General features: G+C 68.7%; 15 protein-coding genes. 9 read left to right on the plus strand and 6 right to left on the minus strand.

Features of this window, described 5'->3' with window-relative positions:
• Nucleotides 1-48 precede the first annotated feature (48 nt).
• From ACFX59_RS04880 to ACFX59_RS04920, 9 genes are all read left to right on the plus strand, one after another.
• Nucleotides 49-1,734 carry an ABC transporter transmembrane domain-containing protein gene (locus ACFX59_RS04880; RefSeq protein WP_387430145.1) on the plus strand — a complete coding sequence of 562 codons (1,686 nt, stop codon included), beginning with the start codon at nucleotides 49-51 and terminating at the stop codon, nucleotides 1,732-1,734.
• Nucleotides 1,718-2,791 carry an efflux RND transporter periplasmic adaptor subunit gene (locus ACFX59_RS04885; RefSeq protein WP_387430147.1) on the plus strand — a complete coding sequence of 358 codons (1,074 nt, stop codon included), beginning with the start codon at nucleotides 1,718-1,720 and terminating at the stop codon, nucleotides 2,789-2,791. The genes ACFX59_RS04880 and ACFX59_RS04885 overlap by 17 nt, the downstream gene beginning before the upstream one ends.
• Complete coding sequence (locus ACFX59_RS04890; RefSeq protein WP_387430149.1) at nucleotides 2,788-4,233, plus strand: TolC family protein; 1,446 nt, start codon at nucleotides 2,788-2,790, stop codon at nucleotides 4,231-4,233. The genes ACFX59_RS04885 and ACFX59_RS04890 overlap by 4 nt, the downstream gene beginning before the upstream one ends.
• 280 nt (nucleotides 4,234-4,513) lie before the next feature.
• A complete protein-coding gene (locus tag ACFX59_RS04895; protein WP_387430151.1) occupies nucleotides 4,514-6,676 on the plus strand; it encodes a TonB-dependent siderophore receptor in 2,163 nt (720 codons plus the stop codon).
• A complete protein-coding gene (locus tag ACFX59_RS04900; RefSeq protein ID WP_387430153.1) occupies nucleotides 6,670-7,500 on the plus strand; it encodes an alpha/beta hydrolase in 831 nt (276 codons plus the stop codon). Before ACFX59_RS04895 ends, ACFX59_RS04900 begins: the two co-directional genes overlap by 7 nt.
• Nucleotides 7,497-7,772 carry a hypothetical protein gene (locus ACFX59_RS04905; protein ID WP_387430155.1) on the plus strand — a complete coding sequence of 92 codons (276 nt, stop codon included), beginning with the start codon at nucleotides 7,497-7,499 and terminating at the stop codon, nucleotides 7,770-7,772. The genes ACFX59_RS04900 and ACFX59_RS04905 overlap by 4 nt, the downstream gene beginning before the upstream one ends.
• Entirely contained in the window at nucleotides 7,769-8,065 is a 297-nt protein-coding gene (locus ACFX59_RS04910) for a hypothetical protein (RefSeq protein WP_307104233.1), read from the plus strand. The genes ACFX59_RS04905 and ACFX59_RS04910 overlap by 4 nt, the downstream gene beginning before the upstream one ends.
• Nucleotides 8,066-8,071: 6 nt before the next feature.
• Nucleotides 8,072-9,670, plus strand: coding sequence for a PepSY-associated TM helix domain-containing protein (locus ACFX59_RS04915; protein ID WP_387430157.1), 1,599 nt, complete (start codon nucleotides 8,072-8,074; stop codon nucleotides 9,668-9,670).
• A gap of 102 nt (nucleotides 9,671-9,772) precedes the next feature.
• A complete protein-coding gene (locus tag ACFX59_RS04920) occupies nucleotides 9,773-10,168 on the plus strand; it encodes a hypothetical protein (protein ID WP_309737031.1) in 396 nt (131 codons plus the stop codon).
• A 51-nt stretch (nucleotides 10,169-10,219) separates the two neighbouring features.
• On the opposite strand, the gene ACFX59_RS04925 is transcribed toward ACFX59_RS04920, so the two are convergent.
• The 6 genes from ACFX59_RS04925 to ACFX59_RS04950 all read right to left on the minus strand — a co-directional run bounded on the left by ACFX59_RS04925 (nucleotide 10,220) and on the right by ACFX59_RS04950 (nucleotide 15,597).
• Nucleotides 10,220-11,392 carry a CobW family GTP-binding protein gene (locus ACFX59_RS04925; protein WP_387430159.1) on the minus strand — a complete coding sequence of 391 codons (1,173 nt, stop codon included), beginning with the start codon at nucleotides 11,390-11,392 and terminating at the stop codon, nucleotides 10,220-10,222.
• Entirely contained in the window at nucleotides 11,385-11,525 is a 141-nt protein-coding gene (locus ACFX59_RS04930) for a hypothetical protein (protein WP_387430161.1), read from the minus strand. The genes ACFX59_RS04925 and ACFX59_RS04930 overlap by 8 nt, the downstream gene beginning before the upstream one ends.
• A gap of 10 nt (nucleotides 11,526-11,535) precedes the next feature.
• Complete coding sequence (locus tag ACFX59_RS04935) at nucleotides 11,536-12,099, minus strand: superoxide dismutase family protein (protein WP_387430163.1); 564 nt, start codon at nucleotides 12,097-12,099, stop codon at nucleotides 11,536-11,538.
• Entirely contained in the window at nucleotides 12,096-13,343 is a 1,248-nt protein-coding gene (locus ACFX59_RS04940; protein ID WP_387430165.1) for a GTP-binding protein, read from the minus strand. Before ACFX59_RS04940 ends, ACFX59_RS04935 begins: the two co-directional genes overlap by 4 nt.
• A 176-nt stretch (nucleotides 13,344-13,519) precedes the next feature.
• Nucleotides 13,520-14,032 carry a GNAT family N-acetyltransferase gene (locus ACFX59_RS04945; RefSeq protein ID WP_387430167.1) on the minus strand — a complete coding sequence of 171 codons (513 nt, stop codon included), beginning with the start codon at nucleotides 14,030-14,032 and terminating at the stop codon, nucleotides 13,520-13,522.
• A 50-nt stretch (nucleotides 14,033-14,082) separates the two neighbouring features.
• Nucleotides 14,083-15,597 (minus strand): acetyl-CoA hydrolase/transferase family protein, encoded by a 1,515-nt coding sequence (locus ACFX59_RS04950; protein ID WP_309694043.1) that lies wholly within the window; start codon nucleotides 15,595-15,597, stop codon nucleotides 14,083-14,085.
• Between the last annotated feature and the right edge of the window lies 1 nt (nucleotide 15,598).

Consider the following 15,598-nt stretch of genomic DNA (forward strand, 5'->3'; position numbering starts at 1 on the left):
AAAAATTTTGGTGCGATGGGGCGCGTCGAAACGGAAAAGGGGGCCTTCGTGGCAGCGAAGCGGTTGGGATTTCGGGACGCGGTCGGCTGGCTGGCGCAGATCATGGGGCCGGACGCGGCCTATGTGCGGCTGGGCATGGTCTATACCATCGCGATCAGCCTGTTGGCGCTGGCCACGCCCATCTCGGTCCAGCTGCTGATCAACAGCGTGGCCAACACCGCGATGCCCGCCCCGCTCTGGGCGCTGTCGGGCGTGCTGCTGCTGTTGCTGTTGCTGGTCGCGGGGCTCAGCGCGCTCCGGGTGTGGATCATGGCCGCGTTCGAGCGCCGCCTGTTCTCGCGCGTGGTGGCCGAGGTCACGCTGCGCGCGGTGCATGCGCAGGACCCGTTCTTCGCCGACGGCAATCGCGGCGACCTGTTCAATCGCTTCTTCGATCTGGTCGTGGTCCAGAAATCGGTGCCCAGCCTGGTGATCGGGGCGTTCACCATCATGTTGCAGGCGGCGATCGGGCTGACGATCACCAGCTTCTACCACCCGGTCTTCCTGGCCTTCAACGCCGTGCTGGTGGCGGCGGTGCTGCTCGTCTGGCTGCTCTGGCGGCGCGGGGCGATCAGCGGCGCGGTCGCGCTCAGCCATGCCAAGCACAATGCCGCGCGCTGGCTGGAGAGCGTCGGCGGATCGAACGGTTTCTACAAGTCGCTGCGCCACCTCGACTTCGCGATGGCGCGGTCGGAGGCGATGACCGCCAGCTATGTCGACACGCATCGCCGCTATTTCCGCTATCAGTTCGCGCAGACGATCGCGTTCCTGCTGATCTATGCCTTTGCCAGCGCTGGATTGCTGCTGCTGGGCGGGATGCTGATCCTGCGCGGGCAATTGTCGCTGGGCCAGCTGGTCGCCGCCGAGCTGATCCTGTCGGGCGTCTTCTACGGCATTTCGCAGCTCGGCTTGTATCTCGACACCTTCTACGACCTGGTCGCCAGTTCCGAGGAGCTGTCGCTGCTGTTCGCCATTCCGCAGGAGCCCAAGGTGCTGGGCGACAACGGCCCGCGAGACGGCGCGGTGAAGATGACCGATGTCCGGTTCGACCAGGCGCGGTACAATCTGACCCTGGCGGCGGGGGAGCAGCTCGTCACCGTCGCCGAACCCGGCGCGGAGCGGCGGCTGGCCATGTTGTTGAAACGGCACGTGGTGCCCGAACGCGGGCTGGTGCGGATCGGCGGCACCGATCTGGGGTCGTTCGACATGTACCATCTGCGCTCGGACGTGACGGTGCTCGACCGTTCGACCATCGTCGAGGTCACGATCCGCGAATATCTGCGCCTGGCATCGGGCGAACGCGCCGAGGATGCGATGGCGGCGCTCGCCATGGTCGGTCTCGAGCGGCGTCTGGCCAGCCTGCCGCAGGGGCTGGACACCCTGCTCGGCTCGACCGGCTATCCGCTCAGCGTCGGGGAGACCATGGCGTTGAAGCTGGCCAATGCGCTGCTCGTCCGGCCCCGGCTGTTGCTGCTCGGCCAGCTGTTCGACCTGTTGCCGCCGCAACGGCTGCTGGCGGCGCTGCGTCTGCTGAAGACGCATGGAACCACCGTGTTGCTCTGCACCGGCCGACCCGAGGATCTGACGCTGGACGGGTATCTCTATCTGGGCCTGACCGAACAGCGGCGTTTCGACCATCTCGCCGATCTTCAGGCCGCTTATCGTCAGGAGGGTGGCGATGTCGCATCTGCCTGAGCATCTCGCGCATTTCCGCACTTTGACCTCGCTGCGTCCGCCGCGCGTGGCGGTCGCCATCGCCTGGATCCTGACGGTCGGCATCGCGGTGGTGGTCTTCATCCTGTTCGCGGTGCCCTGGCTCCAGACCGCGCAGGGGCGGGGGCAGGTCGTCGCGCTCGATCCGGAAGACCGCGCGCAGGACGTGACCGCGCTGGTCCCCGGACGGGTCGAGCGCTGGTATGTCCAGGACGGCCAGCCGGTGAAGCGCGGCGACCCGATCGCGCGCATCGTCGATCTCGATCCCAATCTGCTGTCGCGCCTGGCCGCCGAGCGCGCGCAGGTCGAGGCGGAGATCGCCTCGGTCCGCCAGTCGCAGGCGGTGGCGCAGATCGACGTCAACCGCACCCGCCAGCTGTTCGCCGAAGGGCTGGCCTCGCGGCGCGACTATGAACAGGCGCAGATCAAGGTGTCCGACTCCGGGGCCAAGCTGGCGGAGTCGCGCGCCAAGCTCAACCGGATCGACGTCCAGCTGAACCGCCAGTCGGCCCAGCTCGTCCGCGCCCCGCGCGACGGCCGTATCCAGAACCTCAACGCCACCGCCGGTGGTGCGCTGGTATCCGCCGGGACGGCGCTGGCGGTGGTCGCGCCGGAGCAGGTCGAACGCGCGGTCGAGCTGATGATCGACGGTCGCGACGTGCCGCTGTTGCGGCCCGGCCGCCCGGTGCGGCTGGAGTTCGAGGGGTGGCCCGCAATCCAGTTCAGCGGCTGGCCATCGGTCGCCTACGGCTTTTTCGACGGCCGCATCCGCAGCATCGACCCGACCGCCAACGCCCAGGGGCTGTTCCGCATCCTGGTCGAGCCGGTGCCGGGCAAGCCCGCCTGGCCCGAGCGGCGCTTCGTCCGGCTGGGCGGCAAGGTGCAGGGTTGGGTGCAGGGGGAAACGGTCAGCGTCGGCTATGAACTCTGGCGCCAGCTGAACGACTTCCCGCTGGAATTCGGCAAGGTCGCGACCGACAAGGCCACCGAGAAGGAGGACGACAAGAAGATCGCGGCCAAGGCGGGCAAGCCCAAATGATCCGGCCGCTGCTGATCCTGTCGATGCTCGCCGCGCCCGCCGTGCCCGCCACGGCGCAGCGTATCCAGCCCAACCCGGTGCCGGTGCAGGCCACTGGCACGGGGCCGCTGACCCTGGACGAGGTGCTGCGTGCCTCCGCCCGCGCCGCGCCGCAGATCGTCGAGGCGCTGGCCAAGGTCCGCGCGGCCGAGGGGCGGGCCCTGACCGCGAACGGCGCGTTCGACACGGTGTTCGAGGCGGAGGGCCGGTCGCGCACGCTGGGCTATTATGACGGCACCGTCGCCTCGGCCACCGCGACCCGTCCGCTGGGCGACAATGGCGGCTATGTCTATGGCGGCTACCGGGTCAGCCGGGGCGATTTCCCCGTCTATGAGAACCAGAACTATACCAACCGCCTGGGCGAGGTGAAGGTCGGCGCGCTCTATTCGCTGCTGCGCGACCGGCTGGTGGACGAGCGTCGGACCCGCCGCACGCTGGCCTCGGGCGATATCGACATTGCGCGGTTCGAGCGCGAGGCGGTGGCGATCGGGGTGCAGCGGCGCGCGATCGACGCCTATCAGAACTGGGTGGCGGCGGGCCTGCGGTTGCGCGCCTATCGCGACCTGCTGGCCCTGTCCGAGAGCCGTCGCGGCGGCCTGGCGCGTCAGGTCCAGCTGGGCGCGCGGCCCGACATATTGCTGGCGGAGAACGACCAGAATCTCGTGCGCCGCCGGGCGCTGGTGGTGCGGGCGGAGGGCGATTTCCAGGCGGCGGCCAATGCGCTGTCGCTCTATTTCCGCGATGCGGCGGGCGAGCCGCTGCTGGTCGGGCCGGACCGTCTGCCGCAGGGGGCCGAGGCGCTGTCGGGGGTGGCGGCGGCCGCGCGCGCCGACTTCGCGCGGCAGCGGCCCGACATCCAGATGCTGCTGGCGCGGATCGACCAGGGGACGGCGCGGCTGGCGCTGGCGCAGAACGACCTGCGCCCCCGGCTCGACCTGCGGGGCGAGGCGGGCAAGGATATCGGTCCGGTCGGGCTGGGTGGACCGTCGCGCACCCCACTGGAGGCGGCGGTCGGCTTTCGCTTTTCGCTGCCGCTCCAGAACCGCGCGGCCAAGGGTCGGATCGCGGAGGCGCAGGCGGAGATGGACGCGCTGGCGGCGCGCAGCCGGTTCCTGCGCGACCAGATCGCGGTCGAGGTGGAGGGCATATTGATCGGTGTCGGCGCGGCCGAGAAGTTGGCGGGGATCGCCGACCAGGAACGGCAATTGGCCGAGCGGCTCGCGGCGGCCGAGCGGCGCCGCTTCGAACTGGGATCGAGCGACTTCTTCCTGGTCAACCAGCGCGAGGAAACCGCCAATGACGCCCGTGTCCGCCTGATCGACGCCCAGGCCCGGATCGCCGCCGCGCGCGCCGAACTGGCCAGCGCCACCGCCGATCGCGCCGCGCTGGGGCTCGACCCCTAGGTCGGATCGACATTCAAGATTGCGTCTTCTTCCCTATCCCCTGGACAGGGGAGAGGGTTAGCGAAGCTTGCCACGCAGCTTGGGTGAGGGGTTGAGCGAGCCCAAGGGCTCTCGCGCTCGCCAAGCGAGCGTCGCCCTTTGCCGGATGTGGCCGATATTCCTCAAACATTACAACATCCTGTTCATATGCGATTGACTCTCATTAGCTGACGCCATTAGACGCCCCCGAATTATCACGGAAGCGCCGTCAGGGCGGCGCGTACCAAGGGGCGGGAGACGTATGAAAATCTGTTTGGGTATCGGGTTGCTGCTGTCGGCGGCGACCTCGGCCGAGGCGGCCCAGGATAACAAGGGCGATGCGCTTCGCGATACCGACATCGTCGTGACCGCCACGGGGCAGACCCAGGCGACGTCGGGCACCAAGACCGCGACGCGCCTGATCGAAGTGCCGCAATCCATCTCGGTCATCACGCGCGAGGAACTCGACGTCCGCGCGGTGCACAGCGTGACCGAGGCGCTGGCCTATACCGCCGGGGTCCAGGCCGAGCAGGACGGCATCGACAGCCGCGCCGACAGCTTTTCGGTGCGCGGCTTTTCGGCGGGCAGCTTCAGCGACAATCTGTTCCTCGACGGCATCCGGTTGCCGGCGGGCGGTCAATGGACGCGCACCGCCTTCGATCCCTTCGCGCTCCAGCAGATCGAGGTGCTGAAGGGCCCCTCGGCGGTGCTGTTCGGGCAGGTGGCGCCGGGCGGTATCGTCAATCTGGTGACGAAGCGGCCGACCGCGACCCCGCGCGGCGAGATCATGTTGCAGGGGGCCGGGTTCACCAGTCTCGGCAAGTGGCAGTATCAGGGCGCGGCGGACGTGTCGGGGCCGCTGACCGCCGATGGCACGGTCACCGCACGGCTGGTCGGCCTGGCGCGCTACGGCGATGCCCAGATCGATTCGATCAAGACGGGCCGCTATTACATCGCGCCCAGCCTGACCTGGGCGCCCGATGCGGCGACCAGCGTCACGCTGATGGCGCAATATCAGCGCGACGAGGGCGGATCGACCTTCCAGTTCCTGCCCGATATCGGATCGCGCCAGCCGGGCGCGGGCGGACGTCATATCCGGCTGGACGCGTTTCTGGGCGAGCCGCAATTCAACACCTATGACCGCAACCAGTATCTGCTCGGCTACGAGCTGCGGCATGCCTTTTCCGATCGCTTCGAGCTGCGGCAAAATGGTCGCTACACCCGGGTCGAGACACTGTTCGAGGGGACGGTGCTGCGCGGCGGCACCCTGTCCAACGGCAAGACGATCAACCGGCGCGCGGTGCGCGGCGTCGGCCATTCCGACGGCTATGGCCTCGATACCAAGCTGGAGGGGCGCATCGACACCGGGCGGCTGGCGCACCGGGTGCTGCTGGGCGTCGACATGCTCGACACCGAATGGCGGCACCTGCGCGACCTGTCGACCGACGTTCCGGCGATGCCCGACATCTTCAACCCCGTGTCGCAAGGGGTGGGGCGGATCCTCTCGACGCTCCGGCCACAGGTCCATCTGAACGCGCGGCTGAAACAGGTCGGCGCCTATGGCCAGGATCAGCTCTCGCTCGGCCAGCTGCATGTCACCCTGGGCGCGCGCTACGACTGGGCCAAGAACCATCAGGTCAACGAACTGGCGACCGGCACCACCGATCCGGTGACGGTGACCAAGGCCGACAAGATGACGTGGCGCGCGGGCGCGACCTGGCTCTCGCCGAGCGGCGTGGCGGCCTATGCCAGCTACTCGACCTCGTTCCAGCCGACGACCGGGCAATATTTCGACGGCACGCCGTTCAAGCCGACGACCGGCGACCAATATGAGGTCGGCGTGAAATACCAGCCGCAGGGCAGCAACGCGCTGCTCACCGCCGCGATGTACCAGCTGACCCAGAACAACCTCGCCAGCCCCGACCCGGACGAAAGCCATGTCTGCGCGGGCACGACCTGTCAGGTGCAGACCGGACAGGGTCGCATCCGTGGCGTCGAGCTGGAGGGCAAGGCGACGCTGATCGGCGGCCTGAGCCTGATCGCGACCGGCACCTATATGGACAGCGAGATCACGCGCGGGGCGAAGGGGCAGCAGGGCAACCGGCTGACCCAGGTGCCCGACTGGATGGGGTCGCTGTTCGCCGATTATCGCTTTGCCGAGGGCGGGGCGCTGGGCGGCGTCGGCCTGGGCGGCGGGGTGCGCTATGTCGGCGTGTCCTATGGCGATACCGCCAACGCCTATCGCGTGCCGGGCTATACGCTGTACGACCTGTTCCTGCGCAAGGCCTTTGCCAGCGGCATCATCCTGTCGGTCAATGCGCGCAACCTGACCAACCGGCGTTATGTCGCCCTGTGCTCGTCGGCATCGGCCTGTTTCTACGGGTCGGGACGCACGCTCAACCTGCGGCTGCAATACCGGTGGTAAGCGCGTGGCTGGCGGGCCTGCTCGCGCTGGCGTCGCCGGTTGCGGCGGCAATGCCGGAGCCGCCCGCGGGACCGCCCTATACGCTGCCGCGCAGCGTCGAGCGGGTCGTCCATGCACCGGACGGAGAGGCGTATCGCCTCTTCGTCGCCTGGCCGGAGGCACCGCCGCCGCCCTCCGGCTATCCGGTGCTCTATGTGCTGGACGGCGAGGATAATTTCGCGATCGCGGCGCTGACCGCGCGTCGGCTGGCCGGGGCGGGGGCGCGCAGCGGCGTGGGGGAGGGCATCGTCGTCGGGATCGCGGCGGGCTCGCTCCAGCGCCGCGCCCGCGACTATACCCCCGCCACGCCCGGCTGGACGATCCCCACGACCATGCCCGGCAGCGGATGGCCGACCGGCGGGGCCGAGGCGTTTCTCGACCTCGTCGAGCGACAGGTGCAGCCGTTCGTCCGCCAGCATTGGCGGGTCGATCGATCGCGTGAGACGCTGCTCGGCCACAGCTTCGGCGGCCTGCTCGCGCTGCATGCCGCGCTGACTCGTCCGGCGATGTTCGGCGGCGTCGTCGCGGTCAGCCCGTCGCTCTGGTTCGGCAACGGCCTTGTCGCGCGCGAGGCCGCGACCGCCGGGGCCTCGCGCCCCCGCATCCTGATCGCGGAGGGCGACGCGGCCGCGGCCCCTCCCGCCGAGCTGGCGCGGTCGCTCGATCGGGGCGGCGATGCGGACCATGTCCGCTTCCTGCCGCTGCCGGGCCAGACGCACGGAACGACGATGCTGGCGGCGATGGCACCGGCGATCCGCTTCGCCTTTGCACGGGCTGCGCCGTGATCGCGGCCTGGTGCGCCGCCTTCGCCATTATCGGCGGAGCTTTATGCCTTTATGTGGGCACGCCGCATCAGGCCCTGATCGCCGGTGGCGGGGCGCGCCGGTCCGGTCGGATCGCCGGGATCGTGCTGCTGGCGGTCGCGCTGGCGTTGCTGATGACCGTGCAGGGTCCGGCGACCGCCGTCTTCACCTGGATGACGGGGGCGATGCTGGTCTGGAGCATCGTCCCGGTGGCGGTCCGCTGGTGGCGCTTCCGGCGGGAGGCGGCGCGATGAGCCGTCCGCTTCTCACCAGCCGCGACTGGTTCGGCAAGGTATCGGCCGCCGCCCTGCTGGGGCTGACGCTGGCCCTGGCGCTCACCTGTCTGTTCGCGGCGCTGTTCTCGACGGACGATGGCCCGTTCAGCGCGCAGAAACAGCTCGCCATGTGGCTGGTGTCGCCGATCTGGTGCCTGGTGCTGGGCCTTTGTTTCCTGTTCCGCAGCGGCGCGCGCGCATGGGGTTGGCTGGCGCTCGCCAATCTGATGGCCTGGGCGGCCTATATCGCCGCGCGCCTGCTTCTGGGGTGATCGCCGATGCGCACCGATATTCTGAAGACCTATAAGGACGTGCATAGCTGGGTCGGCATCATCGCCGGGCTGGCGCTGTTCATCGCCTTTTATGCCGGCGCGATCACGATGTTCGCCGAGCCGCTGAACCGATGGGCCTCCGCGCCCGCCAGCATCGCGCCGCCGCCGTCGCTGGATCGCACGCCCGAGCTGATCGCCAAGGTGCTGCGCGCGCGGCCCGATGCGCGTGCCGCCTATACCGTGCATTTCGACACCGGCCCCGACATGCCCGCACGGCTGAGCTGGACCACCGGCAACCGCCGCGCGCCGGGCCCGACCTTCCTCGCCGCGCTGACCCCCGAGGGTGCGTTGCAGGTGGTCCGGCAGGACGCCTCGCCGGTCGCGGAGCTGGTCGACGTGCTGCACCAGCAGGTCGGCCTGCCGCTCGATCGCAGGGCGGCGATGCCGATCATGGGGCTGGTCTCGCTGCTTTACGCTGTTGCCATCGTCTCGGGCGTCATCTGCCTGCTGCCGAGCCTTGCCAAGGACCTGTTCGCGCTGCGCTTCGGCAAGAATATCAAGCGGATGTGGCTCGACCTTCACAATCTGCTGGGTCTGTTCAGCCTGCCCTTCCATATCGTCATGGCCATCACCGCCGTCATCTTCGCGTTTCACGACCAGATCTATGCCGCCCAGGGCGCGGTGTATCGGGTCGGCGCGGCGAGGGTCGAGCGGCGAGCCCCGCCGCCGCCCGGCCCGCCGGAGCCGCCCGCGCTGGAGGCGGTGCAGGGCACCCTGTCGCCCGTCGAACTGCAACGGCGGATCGCGGCACAGGCGCCCGGCTTCGCGCTGCGCTCGATCACCTATCGCCATGATGCCAAGCGGGGCGCCCAGGGCGATCTCACGGGCGTCGACCAACGCTATGGCATGCGCGCGCCCACCTATGGCCGGGCGGAGATCGACACCCGCACCGGTGCGATTACCGAGGCGGATTATATGCCGGGGCGGCAGGGGCCGTGGTTCGCGGCGGTCACCTCCTTCTTCGCGCTGCATTTCGGCAGCTTCGGCGGCGCGCCGGTGCGCTGGTCCTATTTCCTGCTGGGTCTTGCCGGTGCCTTCCTGTTCTACTCGGGCAATCTGCTGTGGATCGAGAGCCGCCGCCGCAAGGAGCGCAAGGCGGCTATGGTGGAGCAGACGCGCGCGACCCGCATCCTCGGCAGCCTGACCGTGGGCGTGCCGCTGGGCTGCGTCGCCGGGATCTCGCTGACGATCGCCGCCGCCAAGTGGCTGCCCGCCGACCGCGCCGATATCGGCGCATGGCATGGGCGCATCTATTATCTGCTGTTCGTCGCGGCGGTCGCCTGGGCGCTGATCCGCGGTGCGGCGCGCAGCGGATCGGAATTGTTGTGGGTCGCCGCCGGCGCGACCGCCGCCATTCCGCTCACCACGCTCCTGTCCCCCATATTCGCCCAGGGCTGGAGCCATCCCGGTGCGAGCCAGTTGGTCGACGGGGTCGCGACCCTGGGGGCGATCGGCTTTGCCGTCATGGCGCGTGCCGCCCGGCGGCGTGCGGTGGCGGGGCCCCGCGACAGCGTCTGGGCCGCGCCGCGCATCGCCACGACATGACTCTTTGTTGATAATGACTATCAAATGCTGTAATGATGGAGTCCCAGTAAGGCGTCGAAGGAAACCGGCATGAGCCCATGTCCGAGGCGAGCGGAAAGCCTCATGAACCCGCCAGCGCCGATGGGCGCGGCCCCCGATGCCGCCGGGCTGTTGACGGCCGCCGCGCGCTGCTGGCGCTATGCGCGCGACGGGGGCAGGCCGGTGCAACAGGCATTGCACCGCATGCTGGCCCCGCATCGCTGCGAGATGCTGGCGCCGGTGTTCGACAGCTATCTGACCTTGTGCGAGGCCGCGCTCGGCCGCTGCATCGATGTGGGGGAGTGCGCGCGGTCGGCCGACGAATGCCTGCTGCTCGGGCTGCTGGACGGATCGATGCGCCGCCGCGCCTGTATCGACTGCAACAAGGGCGCGGCCAGCGCGCTCGACTGCGCCATCTGTTCGACGCGCATCATGCTGGCGATGACGCTGGGCGCGCCGCGAGGATATGGGCTTCAGTGACCGTCGCGCCCTGGCCGCCCGCGACGAGCGGGGCGGCCAGGGTAGGGCGGGCTATGGAACGCCGAGCAGGCCGGAGGCGGGAACATCCTCGACCAGACCCTGCAACCCGAAGCAGTCCAGCCCCAGCGTCATCAGCGCCAGCGTGCCGCGCAGTTCGTCGGCGCTGACATCGCGGGTGATGAACACCAGCCGCGTTCGCCGGTCGTCGGACGGCCAGGCGTCCAGCACCACCGGCGGGTGGAAGACATGCTGCACGCCGTGGATCACCACCGGGTTCGGCTCGTCCTCCAGATTGACGATGCCCTTGATGCGCAGGATGTCCGGCCCCTTGAACATGGCCAGGACATCGAGCCACCGCTCGAACGCATGCGCCTTCAGCGGCTCGTCGAAGGTCAGGCAGGTGGCGCGGATACGATCGTCATGCCGGTTCACGTCATGATGATGGTCATGGTCGTGATGGTGGTGATCGTGCCCGTGATGATGATGACCATGGCCATGGCCATGATGGTGTGGATCGTCATAGGCCTCGGCCGCCAGCCAGCGGCGGACATCGTTGCTCTTGGTCTCGGGATTGTAGAGACCGGCATCGAAGAGCACGTCCGGCGATACCGCGCCGTTGACCGCCACGATCAGCGGCGCGGCGGGGTTCAGCGCGCGCAGCCGACCGGTCAGGGCCTGCTGGTCCTGCGGAGAGGCTAGGTCGGTCTTGGTCAGGAGGATGCGGTCGGCGACGGCGGCCTGCTTCACCGCCTCTTCCTGCGCGTCGAGCGTCGCCATGCCGTTGACCGCATCGACCGTCGCGATCACGCCGTCGAGCCGGTAGAGCGTGCGCAGCCGATGGTCGGTCATCAGCGTGTGGAGGATCGGCGCGGGGTCGGCGAGGCCCGTGGTCTCGATCACCACCCGGTCGAACCAGCACAGGCCGTCGCGGGCGAAACGCCAGGGCGCATCGCGCAGGGTGCGCGCCAGGTCGCCCCGGACGGTGCAGCACAGGCACCCACCGATCATCTCGACCACCAGATCGTCATTCGACCGGGCGATGAGATCATGGTCGAGGCTGACTGCGCCGAACTCGTTGATGATGACCAGCGCGCGGCTCATCTGCGGCGCGCGCACCAGCTGGTTGAGCAGGGTCGTCTTGCCGCTGCCCAGAAAGCCGGTCAGCACCGAAACGGGGATCAGCGACTCGGGACCGGAAAACAGCGCCGGATGCGACTCAGCCATGGGCGGTCCATCCCCGCCGAGCGAGGGCGCCGGAAAACGGCTCGATTGCCGGAGTGCCGGCCTTGCGGATCATGTCTTCATCCTTGTCGGGGGTGAACGGGTCGGACTTCGCGCCGTCGTGGAAGAGCGTCATGCGGAACGGCTCAGCGAAGGACGGCGCAGGCGATGCGCGCGCCCGCGCCGCCGATGGGCTGGGTCCGATAGTCGTCCGGGGCGGCGTGGATGACGAGCGCGGCGCCGTCGGCATCGTTCAGCGCGGGGCGTCCGCCCGCGCCGGTCATCGATACCAGCGTGGAGTGCAGCTCGACGGTGGCGCTGCCGTCCGCCCGGACGAACAGGTTGGGCAGGTCGCCCGCGTCATTGGCGCCCGGCACAAGGAAACCGTGCACGACCGGCTTGGCGGCATGGACATGGCCGCCCGCCGAGGTGAAGCCTGCGCTGGAACAATCGCCCTTCTCGTGGAAGTGCATGCCGTGCCATCCCGGCGGCAAGCCGGTCGCCTCGATCCGCAGGAGCACGCCCGACGCCGTATCCCGCACGCTGACACTGCCATGGCGCGTGCCGTCGGCGGCGAGGATCGGGCTCGCCTGGGGTTCGGTCGCCGCGACCGGAGCGGTCAGCGTCAGCATGAGCGGCAGGGCGCAGGCCAGCGAGGCGCGGATCGGCAGGCGCGAAAGCGCGTGCGCGGCGGTCGCGATCCGGCTCATTCGGCCATTTCCAGCGCGCGCTCGCCCCAGGCCGGGAAAGGATCGCGCAGGCCCATCCACAGGTCGGGCGTAAACGCCTTGACCGGCAACAGGCAGGCGTCGAGCCGGGCGCGGATCCGCGCCTCGTCCATGCCGATGCCGATAAAGACCAGTTCCTGCCGCCGGTCGCCCCAGATCTCGTTCCAATGGCCCGCGACGAAGCGCTCGAAACGGTCGTCGTCGGGCCACTGGTTGCGCGGGATGCTGGCCCACCAGCGGCCCAGGCGCGCGGTCATCGTCTGCGCGCCCGCGACCGCCAGCTCGCCGACCCAGCCGGGCCGTGTCGCCAGCCAGAAATGCCCCTTGGCCCGCACGACATGATCCAGTCCGCCATCGGTCAGGAAGCCATGGAACTTCACCGGATCGAACGGCGCGCGCGCGCGGTAGACGAAGCTCTCAATGCCATATTCCTCGGTTTCGGGGACATGGTTGGCATAGCCGTACAGCTCCTTCGCCCAGAGCGGATGCTGCGCGGCCTTTTCCTCGTCGAACAGACCGGTGTCGAGAATGGCATCCAGCGGAACGCGCGCCTGGTCGCAGGCGATGATCCGGGCATCGGCGTTCAGGCTGGCGACCAGTTTCTTGACGGTGGCGAGCTGTTCGGCGGACACCGACGACGCCTTGTTGACCACCACAACATCGGCGAACTCGATCTGTTCGACCAGCAGGCCGACCAGGCTGCGCGTGTCCTCCTCGCCCAGCGACTCGCCCCGATCGGCGAGGAAATCCTGGCTCGAATAGTCCTTCAGCAGATTGATGGCGTCGACCACCGTAACCATCGTGTCGAGCCGCGCGACATCGCCCAGCGACTGCCCCGCCTCATCGCGGAAGGAGAAGGTGGAGGCGACCGGCAATGGCTCCGAGATGCCGGTGCTCTCGATCACCAGATGGTCGAACCGCCCGGCCTCAGCCAGCGCGCGCACCTCCTGCAACAGGTCGTCGCGCAGCGTGCAGCAGATGCAGCCATTAGTCATCTCGACCAGCGTCTCCTCGCTGCGCGACAGCGTGGCATCGCCGCCGCGCACCAGATCGGCGTCGATATTCACCTCGGACATGTCGTTGACGATCACCGCCACCCGCCGCCCTTCGCGATTGGCCAGGATATGGTTGAGCAGCGTGGTCTTGCCCGCCCCCAGAAAGCCCGACAGGACGGTCACCGGCAGGCGGGCCTGCCCGGTCTCGACGATCGAAAATGCGCTGTTCATACCAAGCTCTCATCATTGATATGATGTATCATTACGTCATCAAGGCGTGGTAAGTCAAAGCGTTTGACCCGGGCAGCCGTCGCACGGGTGGCCATCGGCCTGCGGACAGGAGGGGGAGGGCGGGTAGGTCCGCCCGCGGATCGCCGCCCCTGACGGGCGATCCGCGGGCCGTTCGGTCAGGGGATGGTGCGTTTCAGCCGGATCAGCATGGGGTCGCCCTCGACCGGATGGGGCTCGAAACCCATTTCGCGTTCCAGGGTGATGGCGGACCGGTTGTCGCGATCCTCCAGCGCCTCGATCGTGCGATATCCCTTCTGCCTGGCATGGCCGACCAGATGGTCGAGCAGTGTCCAGCCGATGCCCTGCGCCTTTCGGTCATGCCGGATCGCGATCGCCGCCTCGGCCGATTTGGTCGCATTGTCACCCACCAGCATCGCCGCCGCGAGCACCGATCCGTCATCGGCCAGCGCGATCAGGCTGGTGCTGGCGGCATCGTTGGCGCGGATCATCCCGGTCAACCGCTCGTGACTGACCTGCCGCACGCTGGTCAGGAAGCGGAAGCGCAAATCCTCGGGCGAGACGCGCGCGAAGAACTCGGCCAGCGCGGCCTCGTCCTCCTCGCGCGTGGGACGAACGTGCAGCCGCACGCTATGGCGAGTGACGAGCAACTCGGTATCCGCGATCATCATCCTGTCCTCCTGACTGGGTGCCTTCATGGTCGGGGCGACCTTCGACATGGTCAAGATGGCCGCATCGTTCCCGTTTCCATGAAACGACGATGCCAGGACAACGCCTCGGCGGGCAGCGAGGGTGCATGAAGGCCATAGGAACCGCCCTCGGCCCGCAGCGCATAGTCGGCGAGCAGGGGGCGGTAATCGGGATGCGCGCACCGTTCGATCACCGCCCGCGCGCGCTGGCGGGGCGACAGGCCGCGCAGATCGGCCAGCCCCTGTTCGGTCACGATCACCTGCACGTCCTGCATGATGTGATCGACATGCGCCGCCTGCGGCACGATCGCGGAGATCTTGCCGCCCTTGGCGGTCGAAGGGGTCATGAAGATCGAGACATAGGCGTTGCGCGCGAAATCGCCCGATCCGCCGATGCCGTTCTGGATGCGCGATCCCATGACCAGCGTCGAGTTGACGTTGCCATAGATGTCGGCCTCGATCAGCCCGTTCATCGCGATGCACCCCAGGCGGCGGACCAGTTCGGGATGGTTGCTGATCTCCTGCGGGCGCAGGATCATGCGATCGCGATAACCGGCCATGTTTGCGTTCAGCCGCGCCGCCGCCTGCGGGCTGAGCGAAAAGGCGGTGGCGGAGGCCATGCGCAGCTTGCCGGCGTCCAGCAGGTCGAGCATCCCGTCCTGGATCACCTCGGTATAGGCGGTCATCGGTTCGAAGGGCGTGTCGATCAGCCCCGACAGCACGGCATTGGCGATATTGCCCACCCCCGACTGGATCGGCAGAAGGGCAGGGGGCAGGCGCCCGCGCGACACCTCATGGGCGAGGAATTCGATGATATGCCCGGCAATGGCGCGCGCGGTATCGTCGGGCGCGGCGAAGGGCAGGTTGCGGTCGGGCGCGTCCGTCTCGACGACGGCGACGATCTTGTCGGGATCGCAGGCCAGATAGGGCGTGCCGATGCGATCGTCGGGCCGCACCAGCGGGATCGGCACGCGGTCGGGCGGCAGGCGGGTGCCGTAATAGATGTCGTGCATCCCCTCCAGCGCCGCATCCTGCCAGCGATTGACCTCCAGGATGACGCGCTTGGCCCGGTCGGCCCAGGTCTTGTTGTTGCCGACCGAGGAGGAGGGGATCAGCGAGCCGTCCGCGCGGATGCCCGACACCTCGATGATCGCGGTGTCGAGCGTGCCCAGCACCCCCTCCCACGCCATCGGCGCGACCTGGCTGAGATGCATGTCGAGATAGTCGATCTCGCCCCGATTGATCTTCTCGCGCGCGACCGGATCGCCGCTATAGGGCAGGCGCTGCGCGATGCCGTCGACCGCCGCCAGCGCGCCGTCCAATTCGGGTCCGGTCGACGCGCCGGTCCACAGGTTGACGCGGAACGGCCGCCCCTCGGCATGCTCCGCCGCCATCCGCCGCGCCAGCGCCTGCGGCACGGCCTTGGGATAGCCCGATCCGGTGAAGCCGCTGGTCGCCACCGTCTCGCCGGGGCGGATCAGGGCGGCGGCGCTATCGGCATCGGTGATACGCGAACGAAGGGTCGGGCAGGCGATACGATCGGTCATT

Source organism: Sphingomonas sp. NCPPB 2930 (assembly GCF_042867205.1).
Classification (GTDB): Bacteria; Pseudomonadota; Alphaproteobacteria; order Sphingomonadales; family Sphingomonadaceae; genus Sphingomonas.